Origin of the sequence: Streptomyces sp. R11 (genome assembly GCF_041051905.1) — a bacterium.
Classification (GTDB): Bacteria; Actinomycetota; Actinomycetes; order Streptomycetales; family Streptomycetaceae; genus Streptomyces.
On sequence record NZ_CP163432.1, the window covers coordinates 9,052,886 to 9,077,991 of the forward strand.

Sequence of the window (25,106 nt, forward strand, 5' to 3'; positions counted from 1 at the left end):
GCTCGGAGTCGAGCAGGGCCTTCGCCCTCCGCCAGATCCGGTTGCCGTGCCGGTCGAACTGCCTCGCGGTGACCCTGTCGACGGCCTCACGGCGGCGCTGATCGCCGACCCGGTAATAGCGTTGAGTGGTGGTCAACTGCCGGTGGTCCATGAGCTGGCGCAGCACGTCGACCGGTACGCCAGCGTCCGCGTGCACACCGAGCGAGCCGCGTGCCCGCGCCTGGCCTCCCTCATCCGCTGGGACGCGGCGGAGCTCGCTCGCACCGCCTGTCCCGGTGTCGAGGGAGGACTCGAGGAGCTCGCGCAGCACCTGGGTGTGCCGCTGCACCCGGGACGCCGGCCCGCCACCCAGGAGGCCTGGGCGGTGGCCCAGGTGTTTCGACGCGCGATCGAGCGCGGCGCGGCCGCGGGCCGGTGGTCGACCCTCGCTCAGCTGGAGGAGATCGCCGGGACCGCGCCGAAGCCGGTCGAGGAGAAGTACCTTCCGCCGCCCACGGTGCAGAGCTCGCTGTGCGACTGACGACACCGGGTGTCGTCCCGGTGCCCGGGCCGGGCCGGTCATGTCCGGCGTGCGATGAAGACGCATCGCGTGCTGTCCCCGGTGAGGGGGCTGCCGTCATACCCGCCGAAGTGCCGTGCTCCCGCCTGCCTCCGCTGATGCCCGCCGGGCATCAGCATGGGTGCCTCCGGCCACTGGCACATGTGTGATGCCTGACGGGTATGAGAGGCGTCGAAAGAGGTCTTGGACGGAGTGCCGTCGCCGGACGGAGGCTGTGGGGGCAAGGACATCGAGCCACTGACAGGAGCTAAGACGATGAGGGTTTTCCTCACCGGCGGATCCGGTTACATCGGCAGGGCGACCATCGCCGCACTGATCCGGCAGGGACACACCGTGGATGCCCTGGCCCGCAGCGACGGCGCCGCCGGGACCGTCCGTGCCCTCGGCGCGACACCGGTGCGGGGCGGGCTTGGGGACCTCGGCGTGTTGAACGCCGCGGCTGCCCGTGCGGAGGCCGTCGTCCACCTGGCGCAGGCCGAGACCGGTGCCGAGGATCTGGAGGCGGCCGGCGCCATGCAGGACGGCATCGGCAGCGGCCCCTACGTGCACACGGGCGGCACCTGGGTCTACGGCGACACTCAGGGCGTGGCGGACGAGAGCGCGCCGTGGAACCCGCCGTCCCTGGTCGCCTGGCGCAAGTCCGTGGAGGACGCCGTCCTTGAGCGCGCCCAGCGCGGTGGCCGCCCCGTCTTGGTACAGCCCGGCCTGCTGTACGGCGGCGAGAACCGTCTGATCGACGTCTTCTACACCACCCCGGGCAAGGAGGCCGGCGCCATCCCCTACATCGGCGACGGGGCCAACCGGTGGGCGCTGGTGCACATCGACGACATCGCCGAGCTGTACGTCGCCGCCCTCAAGGCGAAGCCGGGTTCGGTGTACGTTGGTGTCGGCGGTGTCAACCCCACCGCCAAGGAGTGCGCCCTGGCGCTCAGCCGGGCCACGGGCATCGAGGGCAAGGTCGCGTCGATCAGCCTGGAACAGGCCCGTGAACAGATGGGCCCGATCGCGGACGCCTTCGCTCTCGACCAGCAGCTCACTCCGGCCCGGGCCAGGGAGGAACTGGGCTGGACTCCCACCCACACCGACCCGCTGGCCGTTCTCGCCCGTGGCTGAGCACGCCTGCGCACGGCCGACAGCGTCTGCGGCGGCGCGCGCTCGCCCGGTAGATTGGTGATCGACTGCCATGGTCGTGCCGGAGGAGGTCCGGGACGGCCATGGTCCACAGCGGCCGACCGACCGGGTGCGCCGTGGCGACGGAGCAGGCGGTGATTCCGGGTGGATCTTGATCTGCGGAAGCTGCGCTATTTCGTGGCCGTGGCGGAGGAACTCCATTTCGGGCGGGCCGCGGAGCGGCTGCACATCGCCCAGCCGGTGCTGTCCCGGCAGATCCGCAGCCTCGAGGACGATCTCGGAGCGGAGGTGTTCGACCGTGGCCGCCGCGGGACGCTGCTCACTCCGGCGGGAGAGCAGCTGCTGGAGGACGCCCTGCCCTTGCTCGCCTCTGCCCAGGCACTGATGAGGCGTGTGAGATCGGCGGCCCAGGACACACAGTCGCTGACCATCGGCTTCATGCCCGGCATCACGGTCACCCCGGCCATGGTCGCCTTCACCGCGCACCATCCGGACGTGAACGTGCGCCTGCTGCGCACCACTTGGGACGACCAGGTGGAGGTGCTGCTGGACGGCCGGGCCGACGTCAGCATCGTGCGTCTGCCCATTGACCGCAACGGTCTGCAGATGCGTCCGCTCTTCCGGGAGCCCCGCGTCGTCATGGTGCCGGCCGGGCACCCCTTGGCCGGCAGGACGTCGGTGAGCATCAAGGATCTCGCCGCCGAGCACCTGTTGCAGGATCCCAACGCCGTTCCGGAGTGGCGCGAGGTGGCACTGGAACTGCAGGGCGGGCGGCGCCCCGAGGTCCCGGTGATCCACCAGGTGGAGGAGAAGCTGGAAATGGTGGCGGCCGGAGCGGGTGTCTGCGTGCTCCCGCTGTCGACCGCCAACTTCTACACCCGGCCGGACGTGATCCCGCTGCGCGTGGAGGGCATCGGCCCCAATGAGGTGGCCCTGGCCTGGGTGGCGGCCCGCCGCTCCCGCCTCATCCACGACTTCGTCCAGGCCGCCGCTGCCACCCTCGTCCGGCCCCACACCGAGGAACCGCAGCCGTCTTCGGGCTGAGGCGGTTTCCACGCGGACCGGGGCACCGCTCGACTCCGGCCTCGGGCGGTGCGTTCGCGGTGCCGAGCGGCCGCGTCGCTGTCGGCGCAGCACCCGGTGCCGCGGGTTTCGCCGCCCGTTCCACTGGATCTGCTCGGCGAAGTGATCGAGTCCCCGTCGATCTGTGCGACGGGATCCCTCAGGTGGCTGATCTATGCACGTCGCGCGACGAAGACGAACTCCTTGCCCGGCCGGTCGGGCGCGTCGCGCACGTCCTCCACCTCGACTACGGTCGAGGGGGAGGTAGACGCGTGTCCTGGCCATCAGTGATCGTTCTTGTCCCCGCGGAGCAACGCCCGTCGCTTGAAGGGCGAATCCGTTCCCTTGAGCTCGTGCCGGATCCCGTGACTGGCGACGAAAGGCTGCACCAGCACGGGTACTCGTATTACATCGACCTCTCCGGCGGGATCCTGGCGGACTACGAGCCGGAGGAGCTCGAGCAGGTGAGGACCCGGATCGGCGAACCGTACGCGGTCTATGTGTCGTGCCAGTCCATGGACGCGGCCCGGGCCTTCCTCTGCGACGTCCTGCCTGGCGTGGACGGTCTTGTCGACACCAACCACGACGAGATCCTGCAGGCGAGTGAGTTCCTCACGCTGGTGGACCGTTACCCCGGATGGGACTGGCGTCGCCAACCGAGCACAGACCTCCAATAGACCGGCTACGTCGGCGTCCTGTCACCTGCGGGTCCAGATGAGGATGGCGGCCAGGTGCAGTGCGGCCTGGTAGGCGACAGCAAGCTTGTCCGTCCGCATTGCAAGGCCCCGCCACTGCTTGATCCGAGCGATGCACCGCTTGACGGCATTGCGCTCTTTGTATGCCTCAGTGTCGAAGCCGGGCGGGCGGCCTCCGGCGCGGCCTCGCCGCAGACGGTGGCCGATCTGGTCGGCGGGCTGCGGGATAACGGCACGGATGCGCGTCGACGGAGGTGCCGACGGATTGCGCGGGAAGAGTAAGCGCGATCCGCAAGGACGACCGTAGGGCGGGTTCTTGGCCGGCCGAGTCCGCTTCGCGGGATCCGGATTCCGGCCATGACTGCCTCGAAGGCCGGCGCGTCACCGGCCTGGCCCGCAGTGAGGTGAATGGACAGAGGCCGTGCCCGGCTGTCACTGGCCAAGTGGACCTTCGTGCTCAACCCACCGCGGGAGCGTCCGAGCGCGTGATCCTCTGGCTCGGTCCGGCCGGGCGCCCCCTTTTCCTGGCTCCGGCCGAACGCTGGTGAGCCCGGCAGACGGTGGAGTCCACCGAGACTGTCCAGCCCACGTCGTCGCCAGCATCCGCCACCGCAATGACAGCCGCGAGAATCCGTTCCCATGTGCCGTCCATGGCCCACCTGATTAGGCGTTTGTGCGCGGTCTGAAAGGGCCCGAGTTCCTCTGGCAGGTCGCGCCAGGGCGAGCAGGTGCGGTACTTCCACGCGATGGCTTCCAGGGTCCGGCGATGATCCGCCCACCGTCGTCGACGGACCGGATCGGGCGGCATCAACGGCTCGATCCGGACCCACATCGCATCAGTGATCATTAACCGAACAGACACATCCGATCAACTGACCCACTCATCAAGGAGACACGCTCCAGGAGCGCGGCGGAGGGGGTGCTTCAGATCGCCTGGGTGAGCAGGCTCTCCGACAGGTCCCACAGGCGCCGGGCGTTGTCCGCGTCGACGGCGTACCGGGCGACGCCGTGCAGGGTGCCGGTGCGCCGGTCGACGGTGTCGGTCTCGTTGCAGTCGACGAAGTAGCGGCCGCCGATGCCTTCGAGGAGGGGCGAGGTCGCGAGGAGCACGGAGATCGCGGCGCCCTGTTCGACCGTCTTGATCAGCTCGGCGGGCACCCTGCCGCTGCCCCGGCCGCCGGTGTGGCGCTGCAGGTTGGTGTAGGTGGCGCCGGGCATCAGGGCGTTGGCGGTGATGTTGTCGCCTGCCCAGCGACGGGTGGCTTCCACCGCGAAGAGGACGTTGGCGGTCTTGGACTGACCGTAGGCCAGCCAGGGGTCGTAGGGGCGGAAGGCGAAGTTGACGTCGTCCCAGACGATGGGTGACTGCTGGTGGCCGGTGGAACTCACCGCGACGATGCGGGCGTTGCCGTCGGCGGACAGCGCGTCGTGCAGGCCGGTGGCGAGCGCGAAGTGGCCCAGGTGGTTGGTGGCGAACTGCCACTCCCAGCCCTGTTCGGTGTACTGCTCCGGGCTGGCCATGACGCCGGCGTTGTTCACCAGGACGTGCAGTGGGCCCTCCCAGGCCGTGGTGAAGGCGGTGACGGACTGCGGATCGGCGAGGTCGAGGTGGGCGACCTGAACGTCCCGGTTGCCGGTCGAGGCAGTGATGTCCTTGGCGACGCGTTCTCCCGCCGCCATGTCCCGCACGGCGAGCGTGACGCTCGCTCCGGTGCCGGCCAGGACGCGGGCCGTCTCGGCGCCGAGGCCGGACGAGGCGCCGGTGACCACGGCGCGGCGGCCGGTGAGGTCGATCCCCTTCGCCACCTCGGCGGCCGTGCTGGAGAATCCGAAGGGAGTGGTGATGGTGCTCATGCGTGAACTCCTTGCCGTGTACTGCGTCGCGTACTGAGGTGTGTGGCGGTGGTCCTGTGGGTTCAGGGCGTGACCATGCGGTCCTGCTCCACCGGGGGCGTGCCGTCGTGCCAGTCCAGAGCCTTGCCGTAGCGGACCAGTTCGCCGTACAGGGCGGGGTCGACGTGTTCGGTGAAGACCAGGTCGAGTACGGCTTCGGCGGCCTGGGCCGGCGTCCGGGCCTGGCTGTAGTCGCTGAACCAGGGGCGCGAGGTGGCGGTGTCCACCATGCCCGGGCACACCGACGCGATCAGCGTGCCGGCGGCGAGGTCATGGGCACGGCGCTCGGCGGCGACCGCACGGACGGCCGCGACCTGAGCCACCTTCGAGGGCACGTTCAGCCAGACCGGCCAGCCCGCCTCCTGCGCGCTCCGGTGGTGGATGGCCCTGCGCCACGACTCCACGGCGTACTCGACCTGGTCCAGGCTCGCGCCGTCGAAGAGGTGGTGCAGGCGGTGGTCGAGATGGCCGAGAGTGCCCAGGCTGCTGGCCACGACGAGCAGTCGTCCACCCGGCCGCAGGATGGGGCCGAAGGCGCGCAGGATCGTGTGCGTGGCCGTGTTCGAGACGTCGATGAACTCGTCGGCCCGCTCGGCCTGCGACTCCTCGGGCAGCAGGCGGGCGACGGCGTTGGAGATGACGACGTCGACTCCTTGGTGCCGGGTGCGGAGGTCATCGGCGAGAGCGGCGACGGCGTCGCTGTCGGTGACGTCCAGGACACGGCCCTCGACGCGGGCCCGGGTGCCGGGCAGCAGGCCGACCTCGTGGGCGGCCTTCCTCACACGCTGGTGGTTCCGGCCGGTGAGCAGGACCAGGTCGTCCGGATGCATGCGGGCCGCCAGCCCTTCGGCAAGAGCGCGGCCGAGTCCTTGGTTGGCGCCCGTGACGAGGGCGATACGTGAACCGTTCATGCATGCCACGCTAGGAACGCCGCGTTCATGAGTCCAGCGAAAGTTCAGCACGGCTAGTATGCGTAAACGTCATGGACTTCACGGATGTGTCACTCACCGCGCTGCGCGTCTTCCGCGCCGTCGCCGAGCAGGGGACCTTCACCGCCGCCGCCGCGTCGCTGGGCTACACGCAGTCGGCGGTCTCCCGGCAGATCGCCGCGATCGAACGAGCCGCGGGCGCGGAACTGATCGAGCGGCGGCGCGAAGGCGTACGGCTTACTGCGGCCGGGCGGCTCGTCATGCGCCGCGCGACGGTCGTACTCGACGAGATCGACGCGGCCGCACGCGAACTGTCCGGCCTGCCCGCGCAGGCCGCGACGGTTCGACTGGGCTGGCTGCCCAGCGCCGGTGCCGTACTCGTGCCCCGCGCCCTGGCCGCCCTGCGCGACACGGACCCCGGCATTCAGGTCGTCGGCCGGGAGGGCGGCACTCCCGCGCTGGTGCGCGCCCTGCGCGCCGGCAGCCTCGACCTGGCCCTGCTCGCCTCGGCCCCGCCGTTCCGCCCGCCGGACGACGAGTCGCCCCCGCTCGCCGTGCAGACGCTCACCGAACGCGCCCTGTGTCTGGCGGTGCCCGCGGCGCATCCGCTGGCCCGCGGCGACTTCGTCGACGTGGCCGACCTGCGCGGGCAGCGCTGGATCGCGAGCTCCGCCTCGGGCGAGGACCGTCTGATGGGAGTGTGGCCGGGACTGGACGAACGGCCAGAGATCGCCCACATCGCCCGCGACTGGCTCGCCAAGCTCCAACTCGTTGCCGCGGGCTGCGGATTGACCACGGTGCCCGCAGTGCTGGTTTCCGCCGCACCGCAAGGAGTCCGCATCCTGCCGGTCCGCGGCGGCCCCCAGGAACAGCGACGCCTGCTTCTCGCCCGCCCGCCTCAGGCGCCGAACGAGCCGGTGACTCGTGTGGCGGCGGCCCTGCGTACGGCGGCCCTCAGCTCCGGTAGGCCTGATGCCTCTTGATGGTGGTCAGCCCTCTGCCGTTTCGATCAGCTCGAGGAGGTTGCCTTCCGGGTCAGTGACGTACGCGTAGCGCATCCCTTTGGTCGCTCCGGGCGCGGGCGGCGACACCGCCCCGGCACCGCACTCCGTGGTCAGGCGCGCAAACGCCGCGTCCAGATCTGGAACTTGCAGCGCGAGGTGCGTGAAGGTCTGCGCGGAGGTGGCCGCGAACGGATCGGCGTGCGCGACAGGGCTCGAACCGGAACGTTCGACGAACTCCACACGCAGCCCGGCCCCGTCACTCAGCACAGCGGTGCGGACGCCCGCCTCCGGCATCTCGATTCGCTCCTCCGCTTCGGTGAGCCCGAAGGCATCGCCATACCAAGCTTCCTGAGCGGCCAGGTCGGCGACCGAGAGGCTGACGTGATGGAAGCAAACAGCTGTCATGGCAACTCCCATGGTTAATACCATTTACCTGGTAAGTGATGTTAACCTTAGCTTCATGAGCCCTCCTGTCAAGCGGCGCCCCACCGGCCGTCACCACGGGGACCTGCGCAACGCCCTGCTGCGAGCAGCCCTGGAACTGGTCGCCGAGCGAGGTCCGCACGGCTTCACCCTGGCCGAGGCCAGCCGCCGCGCAGGGGTGAGTGTCGCGGCGCCGTACAAACACTTCGCCGACCGGGAAACGCTGCTTGCGGAACTCGCCACGCAGGGCTACCGCCAGCAACGGGACCGATTCGCTGCAGCCCTGGTCAGCAGCGAAGACCCGGTGGAGCAGCTCGCGGCCTTTGCGTCCGCCTACGTCCGCTTCGCCGCACAGGAACCGGCCCTGTTCGACATCACGTTCCACGCGGGTTTGGACAAGTCCCGGTTCAACGAACTGGCCGCCGCCGGCGACGAGGTCGCCAGCCTGCTTCTCCCCACGTCCCGCCGCCTTGCCCCGGACGAGGACGATGCATTCGACTTGCTGCTCCGCGTCGCCGGCGCCGCCCACGGGCTTGCCGTGTTCCTTCGGCAGGGCCTGTTCGGCATGGGTGGCGAGGCTCTCGCCGCCACGGAGGAGAAGGCTGCCCGCACGGCCCGGGACATCGCGCGGCAGAGCGACACCTGATCTCTTCCTGCGCCAGCACTCTCCACGCCGATCGCCCTGATCCCCGACTGCGATGCGGATGGTGCTCGTCGGCCGCGATAGAACCCGTGTCAGGACGCCGATCAGGTCGCCGTCACCTCGGTTGAGCGCCGGTCCGAGGATTCGGACACGCCCGTGAGACTCTGCGTCCGGGACACGGCGTGAGACGTCAGCTCAGGCCGCAGGATGCGGCAGCGCCGTAGGACACGACCCCTGAGACCCCACAACCAGCCTGAGAGCGTGGCACTGGATGGCAAGGCGCAGCTCCGCCGCCGACGGCCACCACAAAGTGGAGGCCGCTGCCACAGCAGGCCGGCCGGTGCGGATCCTCTCGCTCCTGGCCCTGGGCGATAGCTTGGCCGGAGCGGAAGACAGCGCCCGGCTGCCTGCCGTCCGCACCCAGCCCCGCTCGGCCCGAGCGACCAGTACCTGAAACGGCGCCGAAGATCACACCTGCGGGACAACAACAGCGCACACCCGGGCCGACTGCACCGCTAGCAGGCCAACTGAAGTGCTCAGTCACAACTGGTGCCTGCGCCGTGTTCGTCTGACATCAGTGACCTGCATATCAGCCGTGCGGGTTGGTGATGATGGAGGGCGTAGGTGCGCGTGATGCGACGGCCCTTGGGCCGCCCCCATAGGTTGAGACCGGCTACGGGCCGATCATGCTGCCGCTGACAGCATCCAGCGGAGTTCAGCCGGTCGCCGGGTCTGGTCCCTGCGTCTAGTTAGGACCCTGAGTCAGGTTCCTGCCGGAGGTCCGGGAAGCAGCGCAGCCGTATACCGGGCTCACCGGGCTGCCTTCGCGCGGCGAGCTGCTCCTGGATGGCCAGCGCGGTCTGGTCGTCGCAGGCCGCGACCTCCACCACGGCCGGCCCCGGCTTTGCTGCGTGTGCTTCGTCGGTCGGCCTCATGCACGGCACGACGCGTCGCCGCCTGCAGAAGTTCTTCCACTTCGGCGGCTTCACCCGACCGAGTAGGGGCACCATCCGTTCGTCAGGATGGGGCGTGAGCGCGGTCGGGCTGACGGCTGCACGCCCTACAGCGGGAACGGCGAAGTCGTCGAGGGCCAACCGGCCCTGGAAGGCTTGTCCTCGTGCTCCGCGTCAGTGCTCTGCGAGCCGGGCCTGCACCACTCACGCCGCCCCCTCCAGCCCAAGGGAGGTCAGCGCCTGGAGCTTGTCGGCGGCTCTTGGTGCTCGACAGGAGCAGTGAAGGCCCCACGGGCCTACGTAGAGCAGCTGGAGGACGGCACCAAGGTCAAGCCGGAGGGTTGTACGCCCGCCCTGGTCGTTGTTCGAGGCCGATTACCTTGCAGTCGAACACGCGGAAATCTATGTCGGCCGGAGTAGACATTGGACGGTGGTGTAGTTATGGTTTCTCTCGTAGCCCAGAGATCCAGCAGGGCCTGGCAGAGATGAACTGCCGGCCAGCAGTACATGTAGTTGCAGTGCGCAGGACGGTGCGGTGGTGGAGTTTCGAAGCCAGGCTTGTTGCAGGACGGCGACGGGGCTGACGACCGCATCGGGTGGCCCGCAGTGATCAGGGGCCGCCGTGAGCAGTACCGCAGTAGCAGTTCAGTAAATGCAGTTCGCAGTACCCAGCAGTGAAGTCAGTGAGCAGCACCTCGGTGAAGGCGTCGGCTGCGGACGCGCGCACCGGGAAGTTCGGCAGTGGGGTTCTGAGCCAGAGCAGACGCAGGACAGGCGACGGGGCTGGCTGCCGAAGGGTGACGCTTAGTCAGGTCACCAGCAGTTCGCATCACCAGTAGTGCAAGGCAGTACACCACCGAGGGAAGAACGGAGGAGCCCCGCGCCATCAGGATCGCCCGGGCGCAGTCGCTGAGCCCGGGTACCGCAGGACATCGATAGTGAGGTGGTCTCCGGTCAGGCAACCGCGATCCCCGCGCCCCCGACAGCATCCTCGGTCGGGCTAGCGGAAACAGAAGGCCGGCGCAGTACCAGGGCCGGCAGATGGTGTAGCAGTTCCTTCGGGGCCCTGGTGCCATAAGGCACCAGGGCCCCTCAACGCGTTCCACAGAGAGGTGCAATGACAGCAGACGACTCGTACGGCCGTCTCGACGACGACGACTACCCCGCCTACACCATGGGCCGGGCCGCCGAACTACTCAACACCACGCCGAACTTCCTCCGCGCCCTCGGCGACGCCCGGCTCATCACCCCGTTGCGCTCCGCAGGCGGCCACCGCCGCTACTCCCGCTACCAACTGCGCATCGCCGCCCGCGCCCGCGAACTCGTCGACCACGGCACCCCGATCGAGGCCGCCTGCCGCATCGTGATCCTCGAGGACCAGCTCGAAGAAGCCCAGCGCCTCAACGCCGAATACCGCCGCGCCGCCGACTCGAAGGCCGTGACCGGAGACAGCTGAGACCTGCGACCTCTTGGGACTTCGCGAGTGCGTCCTGCGCATGCTGCCCGGGACGCACACCGCGCTGGCCGTTGGGGATACGGCGTGGTTCGGAACGGCTTGGATCGCATCGCTTCGCAGATCGGGTTGCCCAGGGCATAGCCCTGGGGTGGCGCCCTGTCGGGCGCGGACCTGTGATTAGGGCGTCCGGGAGCCACCGTCGGCGCCGGGGCGCGGCACTCGCGAGAGCAGCGGCGCCCAAGGCACGGCCCTTCGGCGGCAGCGGCGCTGTCAGGCCCAGGCGATGGCGTCGTCGACGGGCACGCGAGGCCGGCGCGGGAACCACGGGTTGTCACCGGGGTGACCGACGTTGCAGCGCTGGATGTGGAAGGTATCGGCGGCATCGTGTGAGCGACAGGGCTGTCTCGCGAGGGCCACGCATCACCGATGCAGAACGTCCCGAACGCGCAGAGCAGCCACCTGCGGTGCCACACCGGCGGCGGCGAGCAGCTCGGTCGCCGCCGCCTCACCCGTGGGGTCCACCCAGGTGGACGCCGCGTTCGCCTCGGCGAGGGCCAGCATCAGCGCTTCCAGCGCCAGGGCGAGGGCGGGGGCGGGGACGAGGTCCGCGAACACGCCTTCGTCCTGCCCGCGTTGAACGGTTGCGCCGGCTTCCTCGCGGGCCGGTGCCAGTGCGGCGCGTATGGACTCTTCTCCTGGGTGGCGGCGCTCGAGGGAGACGAGCATGCGGTAGTGGTCACCCGCGTCCCAGGCCGCCAGGGCCATCCGTGCCATCGCTTCCAGCGGGTCATCACCTGGCGTACGGGCTGCGGTGAACGCCTGTTGAAGCGCTTGGCCTGCCTCCTGTGTCAAGGCGGCGACCAGCGCTTGCCGGTTGGAGAAGTGTCCGTAGAGAGTGCGGCGCACGACGCCGGCCGCCTGAGCAATGCTGTCCAGACTCGCGTCGGGGTGGTCCAGCAGTTGCTGCCGGGCGGTCGCGAGGATGCGTGTGCGGTTCGAGCGGGCGTTGCTGCGCTGTGGAAAGCGGTCCAGGACTGCGGTCATCTGCATGGCTCCCCTGTGCCGGATCAGGTGCGGGCAGGTCCCGCGGCCTCCGCTCTGCGGGAGAGGCACGGGTGGGTGCGGCATCCGCGTGACCCGGGGACGCCGGGAAAGTGTGGGCGCCGGTGCACCCTCGAGCACCGACGCCCACTCACCCCTGCCCGGGGTGGCTTTGGTGTCCTGCTGATCACACGTCAGGGGACGAGGATGAGGCGGATCGGGTCGCCGATCTTGTTCTCCAGCCGGTGGACGGCGTCGGCGGCGTCGGTGAGCGGGATGTGGTCGGTGATGGAGGGGGCCAGGTCGAGGCGGCCGCTGGAGGCCAGCTGTACCAGCTCGACGACGCCCTCGGGGGTGGCGCCGTAGTGGCCGCGCACCTGCTTCATCATGTAGTTGAAGGTGAGGCCCTCGGTGATGGTGAGCGGCCTGGGGGTGATGCCGACCAGGATCAGAAGGCCTCCGCGGCCGAGCACTCCGGCGGCCTGCTCGCGGACGGCGGGTACGCCGGCGCAGTCGAAGGCGAAGTCCAGGCCCTTCCCGCCGGTGGCCGCGCGGACCTGCTCGGCGAAGTCGGGGGCCGTCGGGTCCAGGGCCAGGTCGGCGCCGAAGGTCAGGGCACGCTCGCGAGCGCTCAGAAGCGGGTCGATCGCGATGATCGGCGCGGCGCCGACCAGGCGGGCGAGACGCACGTTGTGCGCGCCGACTCCGCCCACACCCCAGACTCCGACGGACTGGGCGGGACGGACGCCTGCCGTGGCGACGACAGCGGCGTACGGGGTGGAGACCGCGTCAGGGATGATCGCCGCCTGGTCGAACGGGAGGCTGTCGGGGATGGGGACGAGGGTCTCCTCGGGGGTGACCATGTACTGGGCCCAGCCGCCGTCGTAGTCGATGCCGGCGGTACGGAACCGGGAGCAGGGGCGGCGGCGTGCGCAGTCGGCGCAGCGGTTGCAGCTCTTGCCGGCCTCCAGGGTGACGCGGGTGCCGACGGTCAGGCCCCGCTTGAGGTCGGGGCCGAGGGTGTGAACCACACCGGAGACCTCGTGGCCGACGGTGACCGCGTCGGATTCGAGGAACAGCGGGGGAAGGGTGCCGTCGAGCAGGTGGACGTCCGACAGGCAGACGCCCGCGGCCTTGACCTCGACGAGGACCTCGCCCGGGCCGGGTACGGGGACGGGGACCTCTTCGACGAGGAACTTCTTGCTGTCGACGTAGAAGCGTCCGGCGAGCATGGTGTCCATGCGGATCTGCTTTCTGTGGATGGCACTGTCCGGCGGTTCGCGCAGACGGGTGCCGGGTTTCCCAGAGGCTGAGTGGAGGCCGGGAGGCGTACGGCATGGGAGGTGGTGCCGCACGCCTCCCGGCGTATGGGGGGGTCAGGCGAAGACGTCCTGCTGGTAGCGCTCGTCGGCTTCGAGCTGGGCGAGCCACTGCTGGGCGGCCTCGTCGTCGGTGCCGGTCCGCTTGCGGTAGATCGCGCCCAGGGCTTCGCGGACGGCGGGTGCCATGCGGCGGCCGTCGCCGCAGACGTAGATGTACGCGCCGTCCTCGATGGCCTGCCACACTTCGTCGGCGGCGCCTGCGAGGGCGTTCTGCACGAACCGGGCCGGGTGGCCGGTCACCGCGGAGAAAGCCGTGTGGAGCCGGGCGATGCCGGACCGCTCCCAGGCCTGCATCTCGCCCCGGTAGAAGTAGTCGTGCTCCGGGTGCCGGCAGCCGACGAAGACCTGGGACAGGCCGACCCTCGTGCCGTTCTCGTGCTGCCCGGCACGCTCCTCCAGGAAGCCGCGCAGCGGTGCGATGCCGGTGCCGGGGCCGATGAGGATCAGCGGCGTCGTGGGGTCGGCCGGCGGGGCGAAGGCCGGAGAGGGCACGCGTACGTAGCCGTAGACGACGTCTCCGGGCTCGAGGCCTGCGATGTAGGAGGAGCAGGTGCCCCGGTACTGGCCGTCGCCGGACAGGGCGGGCCCCTCAAGCAGGCCGACGGTCAGGCGGACCTGGCGCGGGTTGGCCTGCGGGGCGGAGGAGATGGAGTAGAAGCGGGGCCGGATCGGGCCCGTCATCTCCAGGAAGCTACCCAGCGGCAGTTCGACCGCCGGGAGGCGCTCCAGAAGGGTGAGCACCGAGACGCGCTTGTCGAGGATCTCCTTCCGGTACCGCTCCTCGGCTTCCTCGGTGTCGGCGGTGTACGCCTCCAACTGCGGCCGGGTCCATGGGCACTGGGTGTGCTCGGCCAGGTTCCGGATCTGGGAGCGAGTGGCGATGTCCTGCAGTTCCAGGAACTCGGTGAGCAGCAGGCCGGCGGTGACGGGCGTGCCCACCGGCAGGTGGGTCCGGCCGCCGGCGGGCTGGTCGAGGCGGAGCACCTGGTCGCGGTCGACGCCGAGCCGCGCGAGGGCGCGGTCCACCAGCGCGGGCTCGTTCTTGGCGAAGACCGCGAGGTGGTTGCCGGTGTCGTAGGTGACACCCTCGGGCAGCTCGATGGTGAGGGACTTCGCGGACGGGCGTGGCGGCTCGATCTGGAAGTCCCACAGGCCGGTGGCGTCGCTGACGAGTTCCTCGTTGGCCAGCACGGTCAGCGGGTAGGCCTGCTCGGAGACGATCGCCGGGCGCACGTCCGCCTCGGTGAGCAGCTGCACCTCGTAGCGCGGTCCGCCCGCGTCGGAGGTGTCGGCGGCGTACTCCTCGGCCAGGGTGGCCCACAGGGTGTCCATCCAGCGGCTCGCCATGCCGTCGAAGTCACCGGCGGCGTCGGCGATGCCGCGCTCGACGAAGGGGGTGGCACCGGCAGCCAGCAGGCCTTCCTCGACCCGCTTCGGGAAGGCCTGATAGGTGGCCACCCACTGGGTGTTACCGGCACCCAGCAGCGCGAACCGCACATCCTTCAGCGAGCCTTCCGGCAGCCCGGCGGCGAGCAGGTCGTCGAAGCGCTGGGCGTTGTCAGGCGCCTTGCCGTTGTAGCTGGCGGCGACGACCACGAGCAGGCCCTCGGTGGGCAGGTTGTCGCCCAGCTCGTCCAGGCTCGTCAGGGTGGTACCGAACCCGGAACGCTCACCGCGATCGGCGATCGTGCGCGCCAGGTCCTCACAAGAGCCCAGGCTGGAGCCGTAGGCGACGGTCAGGTTCACGCCGACACCGCTGACCGCGGCCTGCTGCTCGGCATTGTCGCCCTGCGCGTCCGCGACGCTGAAGACGGTCCGCTCGTGCTCGTGACGGGTCCGTACGACCAGCTCGAAGTCGCCGGGCTTGCGCGTCAGCGCCTCCCGCACGTCCATCTGGTAGTCGCTGGCGTCGGAGAACTTGAACTTCTGCAGCACCAGCGCCAGGGCGAGGCGGGCCTCGGTGAGCGCGAACTGGCGGCCGATGCAGGCACGTCGGCCGTTGCCGAACGGCTTGTAGGCGTGCGGGTGATGCTGCTCCCGGTTCTCCGGCAGCCACCGGTCGATGTCGAACTCGTACGGCCGCTCCCACGCATTGGGGTGCGTGTGCAGCGGGCCCATCAGCAGGTTCGTCTGCGTGCCCTGCTTCAGCTCGTAGCGGCCGCCGATCACCGTGTCCTGGAGCGGCGCCTTCATGATCTGCGGGATCGGGGCCCACAGGCGCAGGGTCTCCTCCAGGATGCGCGGGATGACGTCCAGCTTCATGATCGTGTCGTAGTCCGGGACGGTGTCGCCCGGCATCACCCGGTCGATCTCCGCGTAGGCCTGGGCCAGCACGTGCGGGTTGCGCATCAGCGAGTAGGTCGCGAACGACAGCAGACCACTGGTCGTCTCGTGACCGGCGATCAGGAACGTCACCACCTGGTCCCGGACGTTCTCGTCGTCCAGCGGCTTGCCGGTCTCCGGGTCGGTGGCCTCCAGCATCAGACCCAGCAGGTCGCCTTCACCACTGCTGTTGCCCTGACGGCGCTCCTTGATCACACGCTCGACCAGGTCGCGCATCACCTGGATGTTCTCGTGGTACTTCTTGTCGTCGTCCGCGCGCAGCGCGGTCATCTCCGGCAGCTCACCCGTGCGCCGCATCGACTCCGTCAGCGCCTCCAGCAGCGCGTTGAGGAACGGGTGCAGCTCCTCCTTGGCGAAGGAGTCGAACCGGTGGGCGAACCCGGACAGAGCGATGGTGTCCAGCGTCAGCCGGGTGTAGTCATCGGTGATGGCTACGGGCCGGCCCGCCTTGCTCTCCCACTTGCCCACCAGGTTCTGGGCGATCTCCAGCATCTGCCCGTAGTAACCCTTCATGGCCCGCTGGCTGAAGGCCGGCATGAGGATCCGGTGCGCCATGCCCCAGAGCTCGCCGTCGTCCTCCTCATGAGCCGTGAACAGGCCGGTGCCGGTGTAGTCCCGGACATGGGACAGCGGCGCCAGGATCGGCTTCCCGAAACGCGTCTCGTCGGAAACCTCGGTGACCAGGTCCGGGTCGTAGACGAAGACGTTCTCCTGGCCGCCCAGGTCCAGGCTGAAGATGCCCTCGGGGAACTGCTTGGACAGCTCGGCGAAATACGCGACCGGGTTGGTGTCGGGAATCTGCGGTGTGTCGCCGAGGATCGGGACCCCGCCCGGGGACCGTGTGGCGCTCGGGTCGGTCACAGGTTGCCGAGTCATGGCGTGCTCCTTCTGCGCGGAGAGGGGGGAGGGGCAAGGGCGCTGCGCGCTGCGGGTGAGGCCGCCGGCGGGCAGCGGGCCCCGGTTTCCATACGCTGTATGGAACTGCTTTCAGTGGTACCATACGTCGTATGGAAAATCAAAAAAGGGCTCCCCGAGGGACGCGAAAGAGGGACGTACCGCTCACCAAGGACGGCATCTACGCCAAGGCGCTGGAACTCATCGACGCCGACGGGGTCGAGGCACTGAGCATGCGCAAGCTCGCGACCGCGCTGGACGCGAACCCGATGTCGCTGTACCACCACGTGCCGAACAAGGACGCCGTACTGCGCGGCGTGACCGAACGCGTCGGCTCACAGTTCCGCACCCCGGAACGGGTGGACGCTCCCTGGCAGGACCGCTTGCGGCAACTGGCCCTGGACTTCCGCGCCCTGTCGCACCAGCACCCCAAACTGATGGGTTACTCCTTCGGGCGCGCCGACTTCATCCAGCCGGAAGACTCCTTCTGGAAAGGACTCACCGACACACTCGCCGCCGCGGGTCTGCCGACCTCCGAAGTCCCGCGCGTGGCCGGCACCCTGTGCGCGGTGTTCTCGGGGCTACTGGGCGGCGAACTGACCGGAGCACTGCAGCGGTGGAGCAGCTTGCCGCCGGCACCCACCGGCCCGCGCGGGGAAGACACGCCCCCACTCCCGCAAGCCGCTCTCGACACGATGTTCAGCTGGGCGGTGGAAGCCGTGATCACCGGCGTCGAAGGTCATCCCGCGCGGGCCCGCGAGGAGGCCTGACGGGGAGGAGCGGCGGCCGACCCGAGGGACCCGACGGCGGAGCCGAGGTTGTGCAGCTATCGGGCGGTAGTCCTGCCCACCAGCTGGCGGGGGGCATTGCTGCATCCATCGCCCCAGAGGCGATGACGCCTCAGCCGCTGGCCGATGTGCCGTGCTCCGAGGCAGCCGCGATTTCCAGCGCCACCCGCAGTTCAAGTGAGCTGCCCGCTGTGGTGGCTGCGGGCAGCAGTTCCTCCGCGCGTTTGACGCGGTAGGTGACGGTGTTGCGGGCGATGTGCTGACGGTCGGACGCGGTGCGCAGGCTGCGTTTTCTCGGCGAGGTAGACGCGCAGGGTTTCGCGAAGCTCCCGCAGCCGGGCGCCCTCGGAGGCGAGCGGGCCGAGCACCTCCTGTACGAACCAGCGGGCGTGTTCGGAGTCAGCCGTGACGAGGGCTGCCAGGCGGACATCCCGGTACTCGCAGAGCCAGGAACGCGTACCGTGCGAGGCCATCCGCTGTGCCTGCAGCGCTCCGCGATGGCTGCGGCGCATGCCGTGCGGGCCGGTCGCGGGCGGGCCGAGCGCCGCACGCACCCCTGCCGGGTCGGGCAGAGAGCTTCGCAGGCGCTCGATGCGGTCTTCGGCGAGTTCGCCGGTAACGGCGAACCAGGCCCACACAGTGTTGCCGTGGGCCGGGATCATGAGCGCCTTGGCCGCCTCCAGGGCCCGGGCCACGGAGGCGGCCGCGTGGTGCAGCCGTTCCGCGGCGGGACCCGAGCCGGCGGTGTCGTCCCACAGCACCGCGGCCACGTGCGTGCGGGACAGGTCATACCGCAGACTCCCGGCGGCGGCCTCCTGGTCGACCGGGCGGCCGGCCAGCAATTCGTCGATGACGGCGCGGCGTGCGGCTTCGTCACTGCCACGCCAGCGGTCCCGTTCGGCGATGTACTCCTCGGCCATCACGCTCGAATGGGCGTCGACGTAGGAGAACATCAGGTCCTCGATCCGGCGCAGCTCACCCAGGCGCTGGTCGGCCGGAACGTGCTCCTCGACCCCTGACGCCAGGCCGCGCGTCAGCTGCGCGTGACCGAGCCGCACTCCGCGCAGGACGAGTTCCAGCGGGATCCCGCGGCGCGCGAACTCCCGGCATCCTTCCAGGGCTTCCTCGGCGAGGGGCGGTATGGGCGCGTTGAAGTCGGACCGCATCAAGTACAAGCCCGTCAGCACCGCGGACTGGGTCACACGTCTCAGGGTGGTCACGGCAGCGGGACCGCCGCCGTGCTCGGGCACTTTCCTGAGGACTTCCTCCGCGATCGCGTCGGCACTCTGCAGCGCCCACCCGACCGCTGCCGGGCCGAGCTCTGTGCGTGCCGCGGCCAGCTCGGCCGGCGACAGGACGGGCTCGGTGGGGCGGCTGGGATCCGGCTGCAACCATTCAAGCCACTGCCCCGTCACGTCGTTTCCCTCCTTCACCGGGGATGCGGGCGAGCGGGCCGCTCGCCGCTGCCGCCCAGGCCAGGGGACCATAACTTTCCCGGGAGCGTCGAGCAGCCGCGGACCCCGTCGCCGGCGGGCGCCGCCATACGGCCGACGGCAGGAGGCGTTCTGCCCGGCCGGCACGGTCGTACCGTTCACCGGCCGGAGTCGTTCACTCCGCGCGGCGGCACGGAGCAACGCATGGAGCGCCGGCCGCCCCGTGCCACTGTGCTCGGGGCAGCCGGCCATGGGCGCCGTCCGCGGCGCCGACGACTCAGGCAGTGTGCTACGGGACGGGTACCGCCGTGAGCCTGCCGCGCAGCGCAGCCACCAGACGCGGGACGTCGGCCGTACTCTTCGCGCCGCCGAAGACGTAGAAGTCGGGGCGCACCAACATGGCCTCAAGGCCGGCCCCGGCCAGGTCGGCCAGGTAAGTACGGTCGAGATCGACGACGTCGTCGGGGCCGCTCGCCGTCGGATCGTCGGTGATCCTCAGCAGGCGGAGCCCGACCTCATCGCACCAGGCCAGTGTGTCCTCGTCGAGCCCGTCACGCGGATCACCCGTGGTGAGCAGGGTGAACCCGATGCCGACGGTTTCGTCGAACAGGCCGGTACGGCCACTGAACCGCACCCGTCCCTGTCGGCTGAGCTGCCCGGTCGGCTCCGCCCGGGCACCGGAGAGGTCGCCGTCCAGCAGTCCGTCCGCGAAGGTCTGCAGGAACGGGTCTCCTTGCGGTACCCGCCCGGCCTCCTGGTCGGCGAGCATGCGGGCGTCGCGCTCGGCGGCCGCGGCCGGGTCCGGCTCGCAGATGACCCTCCCCAGGCGCACAGACGTCTGCATCGCATGTTGCAGATGCTGGCTTCGTTCGATGGTGTACGTGTCCAACAGCGCCTCGTCGGCTTTCCCGGACAGCACCAGGTCGAGCTTCCAGCTCAGGTTGATGGCGTCACGCAGGCCTGAACACAGGCCCTGCCCGGCGAACGGCGGCATCTGGTGGGCCGCGTCCCCGGCCAGCAGCAGCCGGCCCTCCCGCCAGGCGTCCGCCCACCGTGCCTGGAAGGTGTAGACGGTGTGCCGCTCCATGGTGGCGTTGCCCGGGTGCAGGTCCCACGGCTCGAGCAGCTTCCAGGCGGTCTCGATCTGGTTGAGCTCTGCGATGGACTCGCCGGGCAGGCGCATGAACTCCCAGCGACGGCGGCCCGGGCCGCCGACCACCGCCGTGGTCGGCCGGCCCGGATCGCAGATCTGCAGGTTCCGGGGCGTCCACTCGCGGTCCCGGTCATGGGGTATGACGTCGAGGACCAGCCAGTCGAACTTGAAGCCGAGGTCGGTGACCGAGGTGCGCATGCACGACCGGATGAAACTGTTGGCGCCGTCGCAGCCGACGACGTACGCGGCCCGGAGGGTACGCTGCGCGCGTTCTCCGTCACGGAGCAGGGGCTCGTCTCCCGTGCTCTGCGCCACGGTGACTTCCACGGCCGTGGTGCCCTCGTGGACGCCGACGGCTTCCCAGCCGCGCAGGATGTCGATCCCCGGGAGCGACCGGACGCGCTCCTCCAGGGCCGCTTCCAGGGTGGGCTGGTTGAACGCGCTCAGGTTGGGCCAGCCGGAGTGGCTGCCGTCCGAGAAGTCGTAATGGAGGAGTCTCTGGCCCTCTGCGTTGCGCCACTCGTACTCCACAGCGGGCTCACTGACAGCGGCCATGTCCGTCCCCAGGGATGCCAGGATGCGGCCGGCCTCGTGGTCGAAGACGACCGCCCGCGGCAACGGGTAGGCCTGCGGCCAGCGTTCGACGACACCGACCCGCCGACCCCGGGTGGCCACCTGGATGGCCAGTGCCAGCCCGACCGGGCCGGCGCCGACGACCAGCACGTCGTAGGGCTCCTCGGCGAGGCCCTTGGTGGAGATGCTCATACGTACTTCCGTCTCCTTGCGTTCGTTCAGCCGGCGTCGTGCGCGCCGGTCATCATCGCGGCGAGGTCCTCGGGGCGGAGGAAGGACGGCGGTACGGGCGGGCCCCAGTTGTACAGAGCGAGGCGGGCGTCCTCCCACATCCCGGGGGTCCACAGCTGGTCGTCGACGATGCAGTCCGTGTCGGAGTAGTACTCGGAGAAGTTGCCGGCCGGGTCCTTGAGGTACCAGAAGAAGTTCGACCCCAGCTGGTGGCGGCCCAGACCCCACACATGGCGCTCGGGGTGGCCTTCCAGCATCCGGGTGGCGCCGCGTCCGACCTCGTCCACGTCATCCACCTGCCAGGAGGTGTGGTGGAGGAAGGAGATGGGGGCCTTTTGGACGAGCACGTTGTGGTGGTCGGTGGAGCAGCGCAGGAACGCCGCACCCGGTACCTGGTCGCTGACCTTGAAGCCGAGCCCTTCGGTGAAGAAGCGCTGGGACGCCTCCTGGTCGGTGGAGCCCAGGACGACGTGTCCGAGCCGGCGGACGCGCACCGGCCCTTCACGCAGCACGCCCGGGGCACGCTCGCCGGCCCGCTCGATCCGGCCGGGAGCGTTGTATGGCGCCGCGACAGGCGCGGACTGCACGATGCGCGGCTGCACCTCGACGGTCACCGTCACCTCGGTGCCCGGGTCGACCGCGCGCAGGCGGTGGCTGTCCCGGACGAACGGCACCTCGAGCCGGTCCAGGGCGGAGGCGATCCGGCCGAGGTCGTCGGGCTCATCGGCGCTCAGGGTGAGGTCCTCCAGGCGGCGCCGCGCCGCTTGCACGATCTTGAGCTGTTCGCCTCCGTCGGCAGTCGCGAAACGGCCGTCGCCGAGGTCGGTCAGCCCGAAATCGGCGTAGTAGGCCGAGGTGGCGGCCACATTGGGCACGCCCATCGTGATGTGCGCCACGCGATGCAGGGACATGGCAGTCTCCTCAAAAGCTTCAATGTGCGGTCATCTGCGCAGGGAACTCATGTGCCGCGTGTCAGGCGGCCTGCGTGCCTTCCGGGTAGCTGGAGCCTGCGATCAGCGCAGTGCGCAGCTCACCGATGCCGTCGATCCAGCTGCGCAGTTCCTCGCCGGGCGCCAGGAAGCGGCGCGGGTTCCGGGCGCCGCCCACACCTGCCGGTGTGCCGGTGAAGATCAGGTCGCCGGGCAGCAGCGGGCAGATCGACGAGAGCCAGGCGATCTGCTCGGAAACCGAGAAGATCATCTGGGAGGTGCGCGAGTCCTGCATGGTCTCGCCGTCGATCGCGCAGCCGAGCGCTAGGTCGTCGGGATTGTCGAACTCGTCCGGGGTGACCAGGACCGGCCCGGTCGGGCTGAAGCCGGGGAACGACTTGCCCAACGAGAACTGGGGTGCCGGTCCCTGCAACTGGATGCCGCGCTCGGACAGGTCCTGACCGAGCGTGAGGCCGGCCACGTACTGCCACGCGTCCAAGGCGGCCACCCGGTACGCCTCACGACCGATGACCGCTACCAGCTCGACCTCCCAGTCGACCAGGGCACTCGGCAGCGCGACCGTGTCGTAGGGCCCGGTCAGGGACGTGGGGTACTTGGTGAAGACAGCGGGACGCTCCGGTACGGCGACCCCCGACTCCGACACGTGGTCGGCGTAGTTCAACGCGACCGCGAAGACCTGCCGCGGGCGCGGAACCGGCGCGCCCAGCTGCCGCTCCTCGACAGGGGTCCGCTCGTGGCCGGTCGCGGCCTCCGACCCGGCCCAGGAGCGGAACTCGGCCCAGCGGTCGAAGACTGCCTGCGGGTCCGAGGAGAACAGCCCGTCGCTGGCCTTCTCCACGTCGACGGCACCGTCAGGGAAGACGAGCACCAGGCGGCTGTTGAGCGTGGCTGTGCGCATGGCACGACACCTCCATGAGAAAAGGGGATGAGGGAAAGAAATGTGCTCTGAGAGGGGATCAGCCATGCGGGCGTGGCTCGCTGCTCCGGCTGCGTGGCGAGCAGGTGGCCCGGCCTGGGCCCTCAGGCGCCGGCTCGGCGCCAGCGCAGGCGCAACAGGGACTCATCGGGTCCGGCAGCTGTCAGCTCCAGCCCTGCCTGGTTGAGCCGGACATCGCGTACCAGGGCCGTCCCCGTCCACGGTGTGTAGTGACTGGCCTGAAGGCGGTGCACGACCGGCCCGTCCGCCTCGCGCTCCCAGCGTCCGGCATACGCCACGGTCCCGCTGGCCGTCTCCTCGAACGGGGATGCGACCGGAGCATCATCGGGATGGACTGTCAGCAGCGCGCTCATCCACCCGTCGGCGGTGTAGAGCAGCATCCCGCTGGGACGCTCCCCGAGCGGATGGACGACCGTCCCCTCACGTGTGAGCGTGAAGTCCTCAAGCTCCCAGGCTCCGACCAAGCTGTCCATGTCCGCCTCGCACCGTGGTCAAGTACCGTCGGCCCGACCCCGACGGGCACCGTCACAGCACCACGGAGATGCCCGAGCGGCCGGGCCGAGTGGTCGGCCCCTGCCGCCCACACACACCAGTCAACCTGCGACCACCGCACCGACTCTCGGTCTCCGGAACCAAGAATTCCGCCTGCATTGGGCTGACAGCGCCCATGCGCCCCGCCGATCCGCCGGGGAGGCACGGAAGTCGCCCGGGCCGGCGAGCGCCGACTCCACCACGGCGTCGAAGTGCCGGTCGCGGACGAGGGCTTCGACGGCGGCTGCCATCGCACGGTGTCCGGGCGGACCAGGGCCGGCCGTACCGACGTCGGCGGCCAGGAGTCCTGCGGTAGTGCCGGTGGGCCGGCTTGCTGCTCGAAGATCTGGTGCTCGCCGCGCCGGTCCATCTGGGAGGTGGGCTCGTCCAGGATCAGCAGTCCCGGGCGCCGGTACAGGGCCCTCGAACACGCCACGCGCTGCCACTGGCCGCCGGAGAGCTCCGAGCCGCCGAAGACATCGCGGGCCAGGAGGGTGTCAAGGCCTGCGGGTAGTTCCTCGACGGCCTCGCGCAAACCTACCGCGTCGACGGCCTCCCACACGGGGGTGTCGTCGTGGGTGCGAGGCTGGCCGAGGGTGACGTTCTCGCGGACCCGCAGCGGCTACTGCGCGAAAATCTGCGGCACCAGGCCGGTGTTCGCCCACACCGTGGCGGGGTCCACCTCGGCGAGGTCGGTGCCGTTCCACGGGACCTTGCCCTTGTCCGGCAGGTAGATCCCGGTCAGCAGCCTGGTCAGCGTGGACTTTCCCGATCCGTTCGCGCCGACGATCGCGAGGATCTGGCCGCGCCGCAGCGCGAGGGAGACACCGTCTACGGCGGGCTTGTCCTTGCCCGGGTACTGGTAGACGACCTCCTCGAGCCGGATCTCCTCGGTCGGCGCAGCGTGTGGGTGGGGGCCGCGCTTGGGGGCGCGGGCGGCGGCGTCGTCGAGGAAGGATCGGCGCTGCTCACGCCGCGGGCGCGGCGCCTACACAGGTGAGGGTGACCATCGGGGCCGGGGTGGTGGGCGAAGTGGCAGACCCGGTCGGTATACAGCTTGGTGGTCAGTTGAAGGCCGCAGCCTCCGAGCAGCAGCCCGCACCAGTACGTGTCGTGCTCGTGAAGGCGTCGGAAGGCGTCCAACTCGATCGCTTCCAGCGGGAGTATCAGCGGCTCCTCCGAGTCCGCGCTGGCCAGGACCGCCGTCTGGATCTGCCGCCTGTCACCACGCACGAAAACCCCGCCTTTCGTCTCAACTCATCGTGCCAGTCACGCTGTTGATCTCACAGACCATGACCGTGCTCACGCCGTCGTACGCAAATTGACCCGGCTGGGGACGCCACTGAGCTGCGGATTCTCGGTCATCACGCCCCCTCCCCGGCCAGCTCCTGGACACGGTGGACACCGCAGATGCTGCGGGCTGGCAGGGGCTTGCGCCGCACAACACCATTCCGTCCTGGCCCGAGCAGGTCTCCTGCCCGGCCGAAGTGGCAGCGGGCGTCGGCACGACGGCGGCGCCCAGCGCTGCGGCCTCCTCACGGCAGAGCTTGCACAAGCCGTCCTCGAGGGCGCGGCCGACCACGATGATCCGGTCACCGAACTCCCTGTCGGAACATGGCGCGGTGAACTCCGGCTCGGCAACTGGGCGCTGCCCCTCCCTGAGCTTCCGCAGAACCTCGCCCCGGCCAAGTGGCGCCGCCGTGCCCTCCCCTGGTACGCCAAGCCCGCACCGGGCGCCGCCGAGGGATTCGCCCTGCAGGTCGCGAAGACCGACCTCGTCAGGGCTGTGACCCGGCGCGCAAAGCCATAAGGTGCCATGCCGCGACCCCAGATGACGACGGAGGACCCGGACCCGGGCGTCGCCGCCACGGGCGCTCCGTCGGCTTGCAGGACGGATGGTCCCCGTGTGTTGAAGGGCCACCGGCGGGGACCGCGTACCGCTTCGGCCTCACTGGCCGAGGTGGGGCTCCATTGCCTGGCCCGCGGTGAGGCCGGCCCGGCTTCGGCGTACACGGTCCGGACTTCGGCGGCTAGGTCGGAGTGGTCGCGCAGGTCGATGTCCAGGGCGTGGCCGATGAGGCCGAACATCTCGTGGACGAGCC

At 70.0% G+C, this 25,106-nt stretch carries 21 protein-coding genes and 3 pseudogenes; 9 read left to right on the forward strand and 15 right to left on the reverse strand.

The window, feature by feature from the left end; all coding sequences use genetic code 11:
• The first annotated feature begins 46 nt into the window (after window positions 1-46).
• The 4 genes from AB5J55_RS41825 to AB5J55_RS41840 all read left to right on the forward strand — a co-directional run bounded on the left by AB5J55_RS41825 (window position 47) and on the right by AB5J55_RS41840 (window position 3,429).
• Entirely contained in the window at window positions 47-520 is a 474-nt protein-coding gene (locus AB5J55_RS41825) for a hypothetical protein (RefSeq protein WP_369275632.1), read from the forward strand.
• A 294-nt stretch (window positions 521-814) separates the two neighbouring features.
• Window positions 815-1,672 (forward strand): NAD-dependent epimerase/dehydratase family protein, encoded by an 858-nt coding sequence (locus AB5J55_RS41830; RefSeq protein WP_369275633.1) that lies wholly within the window; start codon window positions 815-817, stop codon window positions 1,670-1,672.
• Window positions 1,673-1,834: 162 nt separating this feature from the next.
• Window positions 1,835-2,734: a LysR family transcriptional regulator gene (locus AB5J55_RS41835; protein WP_369275634.1), complete on the forward strand. Its 900-nt coding sequence runs from the start codon at window positions 1,835-1,837 to the stop codon at window positions 2,732-2,734.
• 371 nt (window positions 2,735-3,105) lie between these two features.
• Window positions 3,106-3,429: a hypothetical protein gene (locus AB5J55_RS41840; protein ID WP_369275635.1), complete on the forward strand. Its 324-nt coding sequence runs from the start codon at window positions 3,106-3,108 to the stop codon at window positions 3,427-3,429.
• Window positions 3,430-3,450: 21 nt separating this feature from the next.
• Here the strand turns inward: AB5J55_RS41840 and AB5J55_RS41845 are convergent.
• The 3 genes and pseudogenes from AB5J55_RS41845 to AB5J55_RS41855 all read right to left on the reverse strand — a co-directional run bounded on the left by AB5J55_RS41845 (window position 3,451) and on the right by AB5J55_RS41855 (window position 6,251).
• A pseudogene (locus AB5J55_RS41845) lies at window positions 3,451-4,294 on the reverse strand (IS5 family transposase).
• A 77-nt stretch (window positions 4,295-4,371) separates the two neighbouring features.
• Window positions 4,372-5,301, reverse strand: a complete 930-nt coding sequence (locus AB5J55_RS41850; RefSeq protein ID WP_369275636.1) for an SDR family NAD(P)-dependent oxidoreductase — start codon at window positions 5,299-5,301, stop codon at window positions 4,372-4,374.
• A gap of 62 nt (window positions 5,302-5,363) precedes the next feature.
• Window positions 5,364-6,251 carry an SDR family NAD(P)-dependent oxidoreductase gene (locus AB5J55_RS41855; RefSeq protein WP_369275637.1) on the reverse strand — a complete coding sequence of 296 codons (888 nt, stop codon included), beginning with the start codon at window positions 6,249-6,251 and terminating at the stop codon, window positions 5,364-5,366.
• Window positions 6,252-6,322: 71 nt separating this feature from the next.
• On the opposite strand from AB5J55_RS41855, the gene AB5J55_RS41860 reads away from it, so the two are divergent.
• On the forward strand, window positions 6,323-7,252 hold the full coding sequence (locus AB5J55_RS41860) for a LysR family transcriptional regulator (protein ID WP_369275638.1): 930 nt from the start codon (window positions 6,323-6,325) through the stop codon (window positions 7,250-7,252).
• A gap of 6 nt (window positions 7,253-7,258) precedes the next feature.
• Here AB5J55_RS41860 and AB5J55_RS41865 read toward each other — a convergent pair whose 3' ends face one another.
• Window positions 7,259-7,690, reverse strand: coding sequence for a VOC family protein (locus AB5J55_RS41865; RefSeq protein WP_369275639.1), 432 nt, complete (start codon window positions 7,688-7,690; stop codon window positions 7,259-7,261).
• A 43-nt stretch (window positions 7,691-7,733) separates the two neighbouring features.
• Between AB5J55_RS41865 and AB5J55_RS41870 the strand changes: the two genes are divergently transcribed.
• Window positions 7,734-8,342 carry a TetR/AcrR family transcriptional regulator gene (locus AB5J55_RS41870; protein WP_369275640.1) on the forward strand — a complete coding sequence of 203 codons (609 nt, stop codon included), beginning with the start codon at window positions 7,734-7,736 and terminating at the stop codon, window positions 8,340-8,342.
• A 746-nt stretch (window positions 8,343-9,088) separates the two neighbouring features.
• On the opposite strand, the gene AB5J55_RS41875 is transcribed toward AB5J55_RS41870, so the two are convergent.
• Window positions 9,089-9,274: a DUF6207 family protein gene (locus AB5J55_RS41875; RefSeq protein ID WP_369275641.1), complete on the reverse strand. Its 186-nt coding sequence runs from the start codon at window positions 9,272-9,274 to the stop codon at window positions 9,089-9,091.
• A 1,135-nt stretch (window positions 9,275-10,409) separates the two neighbouring features.
• On the opposite strand from AB5J55_RS41875, the gene AB5J55_RS41880 reads away from it, so the two are divergent.
• Window positions 10,410-10,748: a MerR family transcriptional regulator gene (locus tag AB5J55_RS41880; protein WP_369275642.1), complete on the forward strand. Its 339-nt coding sequence runs from the start codon at window positions 10,410-10,412 to the stop codon at window positions 10,746-10,748.
• A gap of 420 nt (window positions 10,749-11,168) precedes the next feature.
• On the opposite strand, the gene AB5J55_RS41885 is transcribed toward AB5J55_RS41880, so the two are convergent.
• The 3 genes from AB5J55_RS41885 to AB5J55_RS41895 all read right to left on the reverse strand — a co-directional run bounded on the left by AB5J55_RS41885 (window position 11,169) and on the right by AB5J55_RS41895 (window position 16,390).
• Window positions 11,169-11,792 (reverse strand): TetR/AcrR family transcriptional regulator, encoded by a 624-nt coding sequence (locus AB5J55_RS41885; RefSeq protein ID WP_369275643.1) that lies wholly within the window; start codon window positions 11,790-11,792, stop codon window positions 11,169-11,171.
• 191 nt (window positions 11,793-11,983) lie between these two features.
• On the reverse strand, window positions 11,984-13,030 hold the full coding sequence (locus AB5J55_RS41890; RefSeq protein WP_369275644.1) for a zinc-binding dehydrogenase: 1,047 nt from the start codon (window positions 13,028-13,030) through the stop codon (window positions 11,984-11,986).
• A gap of 135 nt (window positions 13,031-13,165) precedes the next feature.
• The gene (locus AB5J55_RS41895) at window positions 13,166-16,390 is read right to left on the reverse strand and encodes a bifunctional cytochrome P450/NADPH--P450 reductase (RefSeq protein ID WP_369275645.1); all 3,225 of its coding nucleotides are present in this window, start codon (window positions 16,388-16,390) and stop codon (window positions 13,166-13,168) included.
• A 131-nt stretch (window positions 16,391-16,521) separates the two neighbouring features.
• Here AB5J55_RS41895 and AB5J55_RS41900 point away from each other — a divergent pair, with 131 nt between their 5' ends.
• A complete protein-coding gene (locus AB5J55_RS41900) occupies window positions 16,522-17,178 on the forward strand; it encodes a TetR/AcrR family transcriptional regulator (protein ID WP_369275646.1) in 657 nt (218 codons plus the stop codon).
• Window positions 17,179-17,308: 130 nt separating this feature from the next.
• Here the strand turns inward: AB5J55_RS41900 and AB5J55_RS41905 are convergent, their stop codons facing one another.
• The 7 genes and pseudogenes from AB5J55_RS41905 to AB5J55_RS41935 all read right to left on the reverse strand — a co-directional run.
• Window positions 17,309-17,626 carry a helix-turn-helix domain-containing protein gene (locus AB5J55_RS41905; protein ID WP_369276457.1) on the reverse strand — a complete coding sequence of 106 codons (318 nt, stop codon included), beginning with the start codon at window positions 17,624-17,626 and terminating at the stop codon, window positions 17,309-17,311.
• A gap of 52 nt (window positions 17,627-17,678) precedes the next feature.
• Window positions 17,679-18,881, reverse strand: a pseudogene (locus AB5J55_RS41910) (hypothetical protein); the annotation flags it as partial.
• 37 nt (window positions 18,882-18,918) lie between these two features.
• On the reverse strand, window positions 18,919-20,547 hold the full coding sequence (locus AB5J55_RS41915) for a bifunctional 3-(3-hydroxy-phenyl)propionate/3-hydroxycinnamic acid hydroxylase (RefSeq protein WP_369275647.1): 1,629 nt from the start codon (window positions 20,545-20,547) through the stop codon (window positions 18,919-18,921).
• Window positions 20,548-20,573: 26 nt separating this feature from the next.
• Window positions 20,574-21,497: a VOC family protein gene (locus AB5J55_RS41920; RefSeq protein ID WP_369275648.1), complete on the reverse strand. Its 924-nt coding sequence runs from the start codon at window positions 21,495-21,497 to the stop codon at window positions 20,574-20,576.
• A 61-nt stretch (window positions 21,498-21,558) separates the two neighbouring features.
• Window positions 21,559-22,434 carry a fumarylacetoacetate hydrolase family protein gene (locus AB5J55_RS41925; protein ID WP_369275649.1) on the reverse strand — a complete coding sequence of 292 codons (876 nt, stop codon included), beginning with the start codon at window positions 22,432-22,434 and terminating at the stop codon, window positions 21,559-21,561.
• Between the two features lie 122 nt (window positions 22,435-22,556).
• Window positions 22,557-22,946, reverse strand: a complete 390-nt coding sequence (locus AB5J55_RS41930) for a lipocalin-like domain-containing protein (RefSeq protein WP_369275650.1) — start codon at window positions 22,944-22,946, stop codon at window positions 22,557-22,559.
• A 392-nt stretch (window positions 22,947-23,338) separates the two neighbouring features.
• Window positions 23,339-23,965 (reverse strand): annotated as a pseudogene (locus AB5J55_RS41935) (ATP-binding cassette domain-containing protein); the annotation flags it as partial.
• Between the two features lie 41 nt (window positions 23,966-24,006).
• Between AB5J55_RS41935 and AB5J55_RS41940 the strand changes: the two are divergent.
• Window positions 24,007-24,285: a hypothetical protein gene (locus AB5J55_RS41940; RefSeq protein ID WP_369275651.1), complete on the forward strand. Its 279-nt coding sequence runs from the start codon at window positions 24,007-24,009 to the stop codon at window positions 24,283-24,285.
• Window positions 24,286-25,106 lie beyond the last annotated feature (821 nt).

Bases quoted from the DNA above. Each gene is read 5' to 3' on its own strand.
- AB5J55_RS41905 (WP_369276457.1), bottom strand. From the start codon at position 17,626: ATGTCCGCCTGGCAGCCCTCGTCACGGCTGACTCCGAACACGCCCGCT.
- AB5J55_RS41880 (WP_369275642.1), top strand. From the start codon at position 10,410: ATGACAGCAGACGACTCGTACGGCCGTCTCGACGACGACGACTACCCC.
- AB5J55_RS41870 (WP_369275640.1), top strand. From the start codon at position 7,734: ATGAGCCCTCCTGTCAAGCGGCGCCCCACCGGCCGTCACCACGGGGAC.
- AB5J55_RS41875 (WP_369275641.1), bottom strand. From the start codon at position 9,274: ATGAGGCCGACCGACGAAGCACACGCAGCAAAGCCGGGGCCGGCCGTG.
- AB5J55_RS41930 (WP_369275650.1), bottom strand. From the start codon at position 22,946: ATGGACAGCTTGGTCGGAGCCTGGGAGCTTGAGGACTTCACGCTCACA.
- AB5J55_RS41890 (WP_369275644.1), bottom strand. From the start codon at position 13,030: ATGGACACCATGCTCGCCGGACGCTTCTACGTCGACAGCAAGAAGTTC.
- AB5J55_RS41885 (WP_369275643.1), bottom strand. From the start codon at position 11,792: ATGACCGCAGTCCTGGACCGCTTTCCACAGCGCAGCAACGCCCGCTCG.
- AB5J55_RS41920 (WP_369275648.1), bottom strand. From the start codon at position 21,497: ATGTCCCTGCATCGCGTGGCGCACATCACGATGGGCGTGCCCAATGTG.
- AB5J55_RS41915 (WP_369275647.1), bottom strand. From the start codon at position 20,547: ATGAGCATCTCCACCAAGGGCCTCGCCGAGGAGCCCTACGACGTGCTG.
- AB5J55_RS41865 (WP_369275639.1), bottom strand. From the start codon at position 7,690: ATGGGAGTTGCCATGACAGCTGTTTGCTTCCATCACGTCAGCCTCTCG.
- AB5J55_RS41925 (WP_369275649.1), bottom strand. From the start codon at position 22,434: ATGCGCACAGCCACGCTCAACAGCCGCCTGGTGCTCGTCTTCCCTGAC.
- AB5J55_RS41860 (WP_369275638.1), top strand. From the start codon at position 6,323: ATGGACTTCACGGATGTGTCACTCACCGCGCTGCGCGTCTTCCGCGCC.
- AB5J55_RS41895 (WP_369275645.1), bottom strand. From the start codon at position 16,390: ATGACTCGGCAACCTGTGACCGACCCGAGCGCCACACGGTCCCCGGGC.
- AB5J55_RS41900 (WP_369275646.1), top strand. From the start codon at position 16,522: ATGGAAAATCAAAAAAGGGCTCCCCGAGGGACGCGAAAGAGGGACGTA.
- AB5J55_RS41850 (WP_369275636.1), bottom strand. From the start codon at position 5,301: ATGAGCACCATCACCACTCCCTTCGGATTCTCCAGCACGGCCGCCGAG.
- AB5J55_RS41830 (WP_369275633.1), top strand. From the start codon at position 815: ATGAGGGTTTTCCTCACCGGCGGATCCGGTTACATCGGCAGGGCGACC.
- AB5J55_RS41855 (WP_369275637.1), bottom strand. From the start codon at position 6,251: ATGAACGGTTCACGTATCGCCCTCGTCACGGGCGCCAACCAAGGACTC.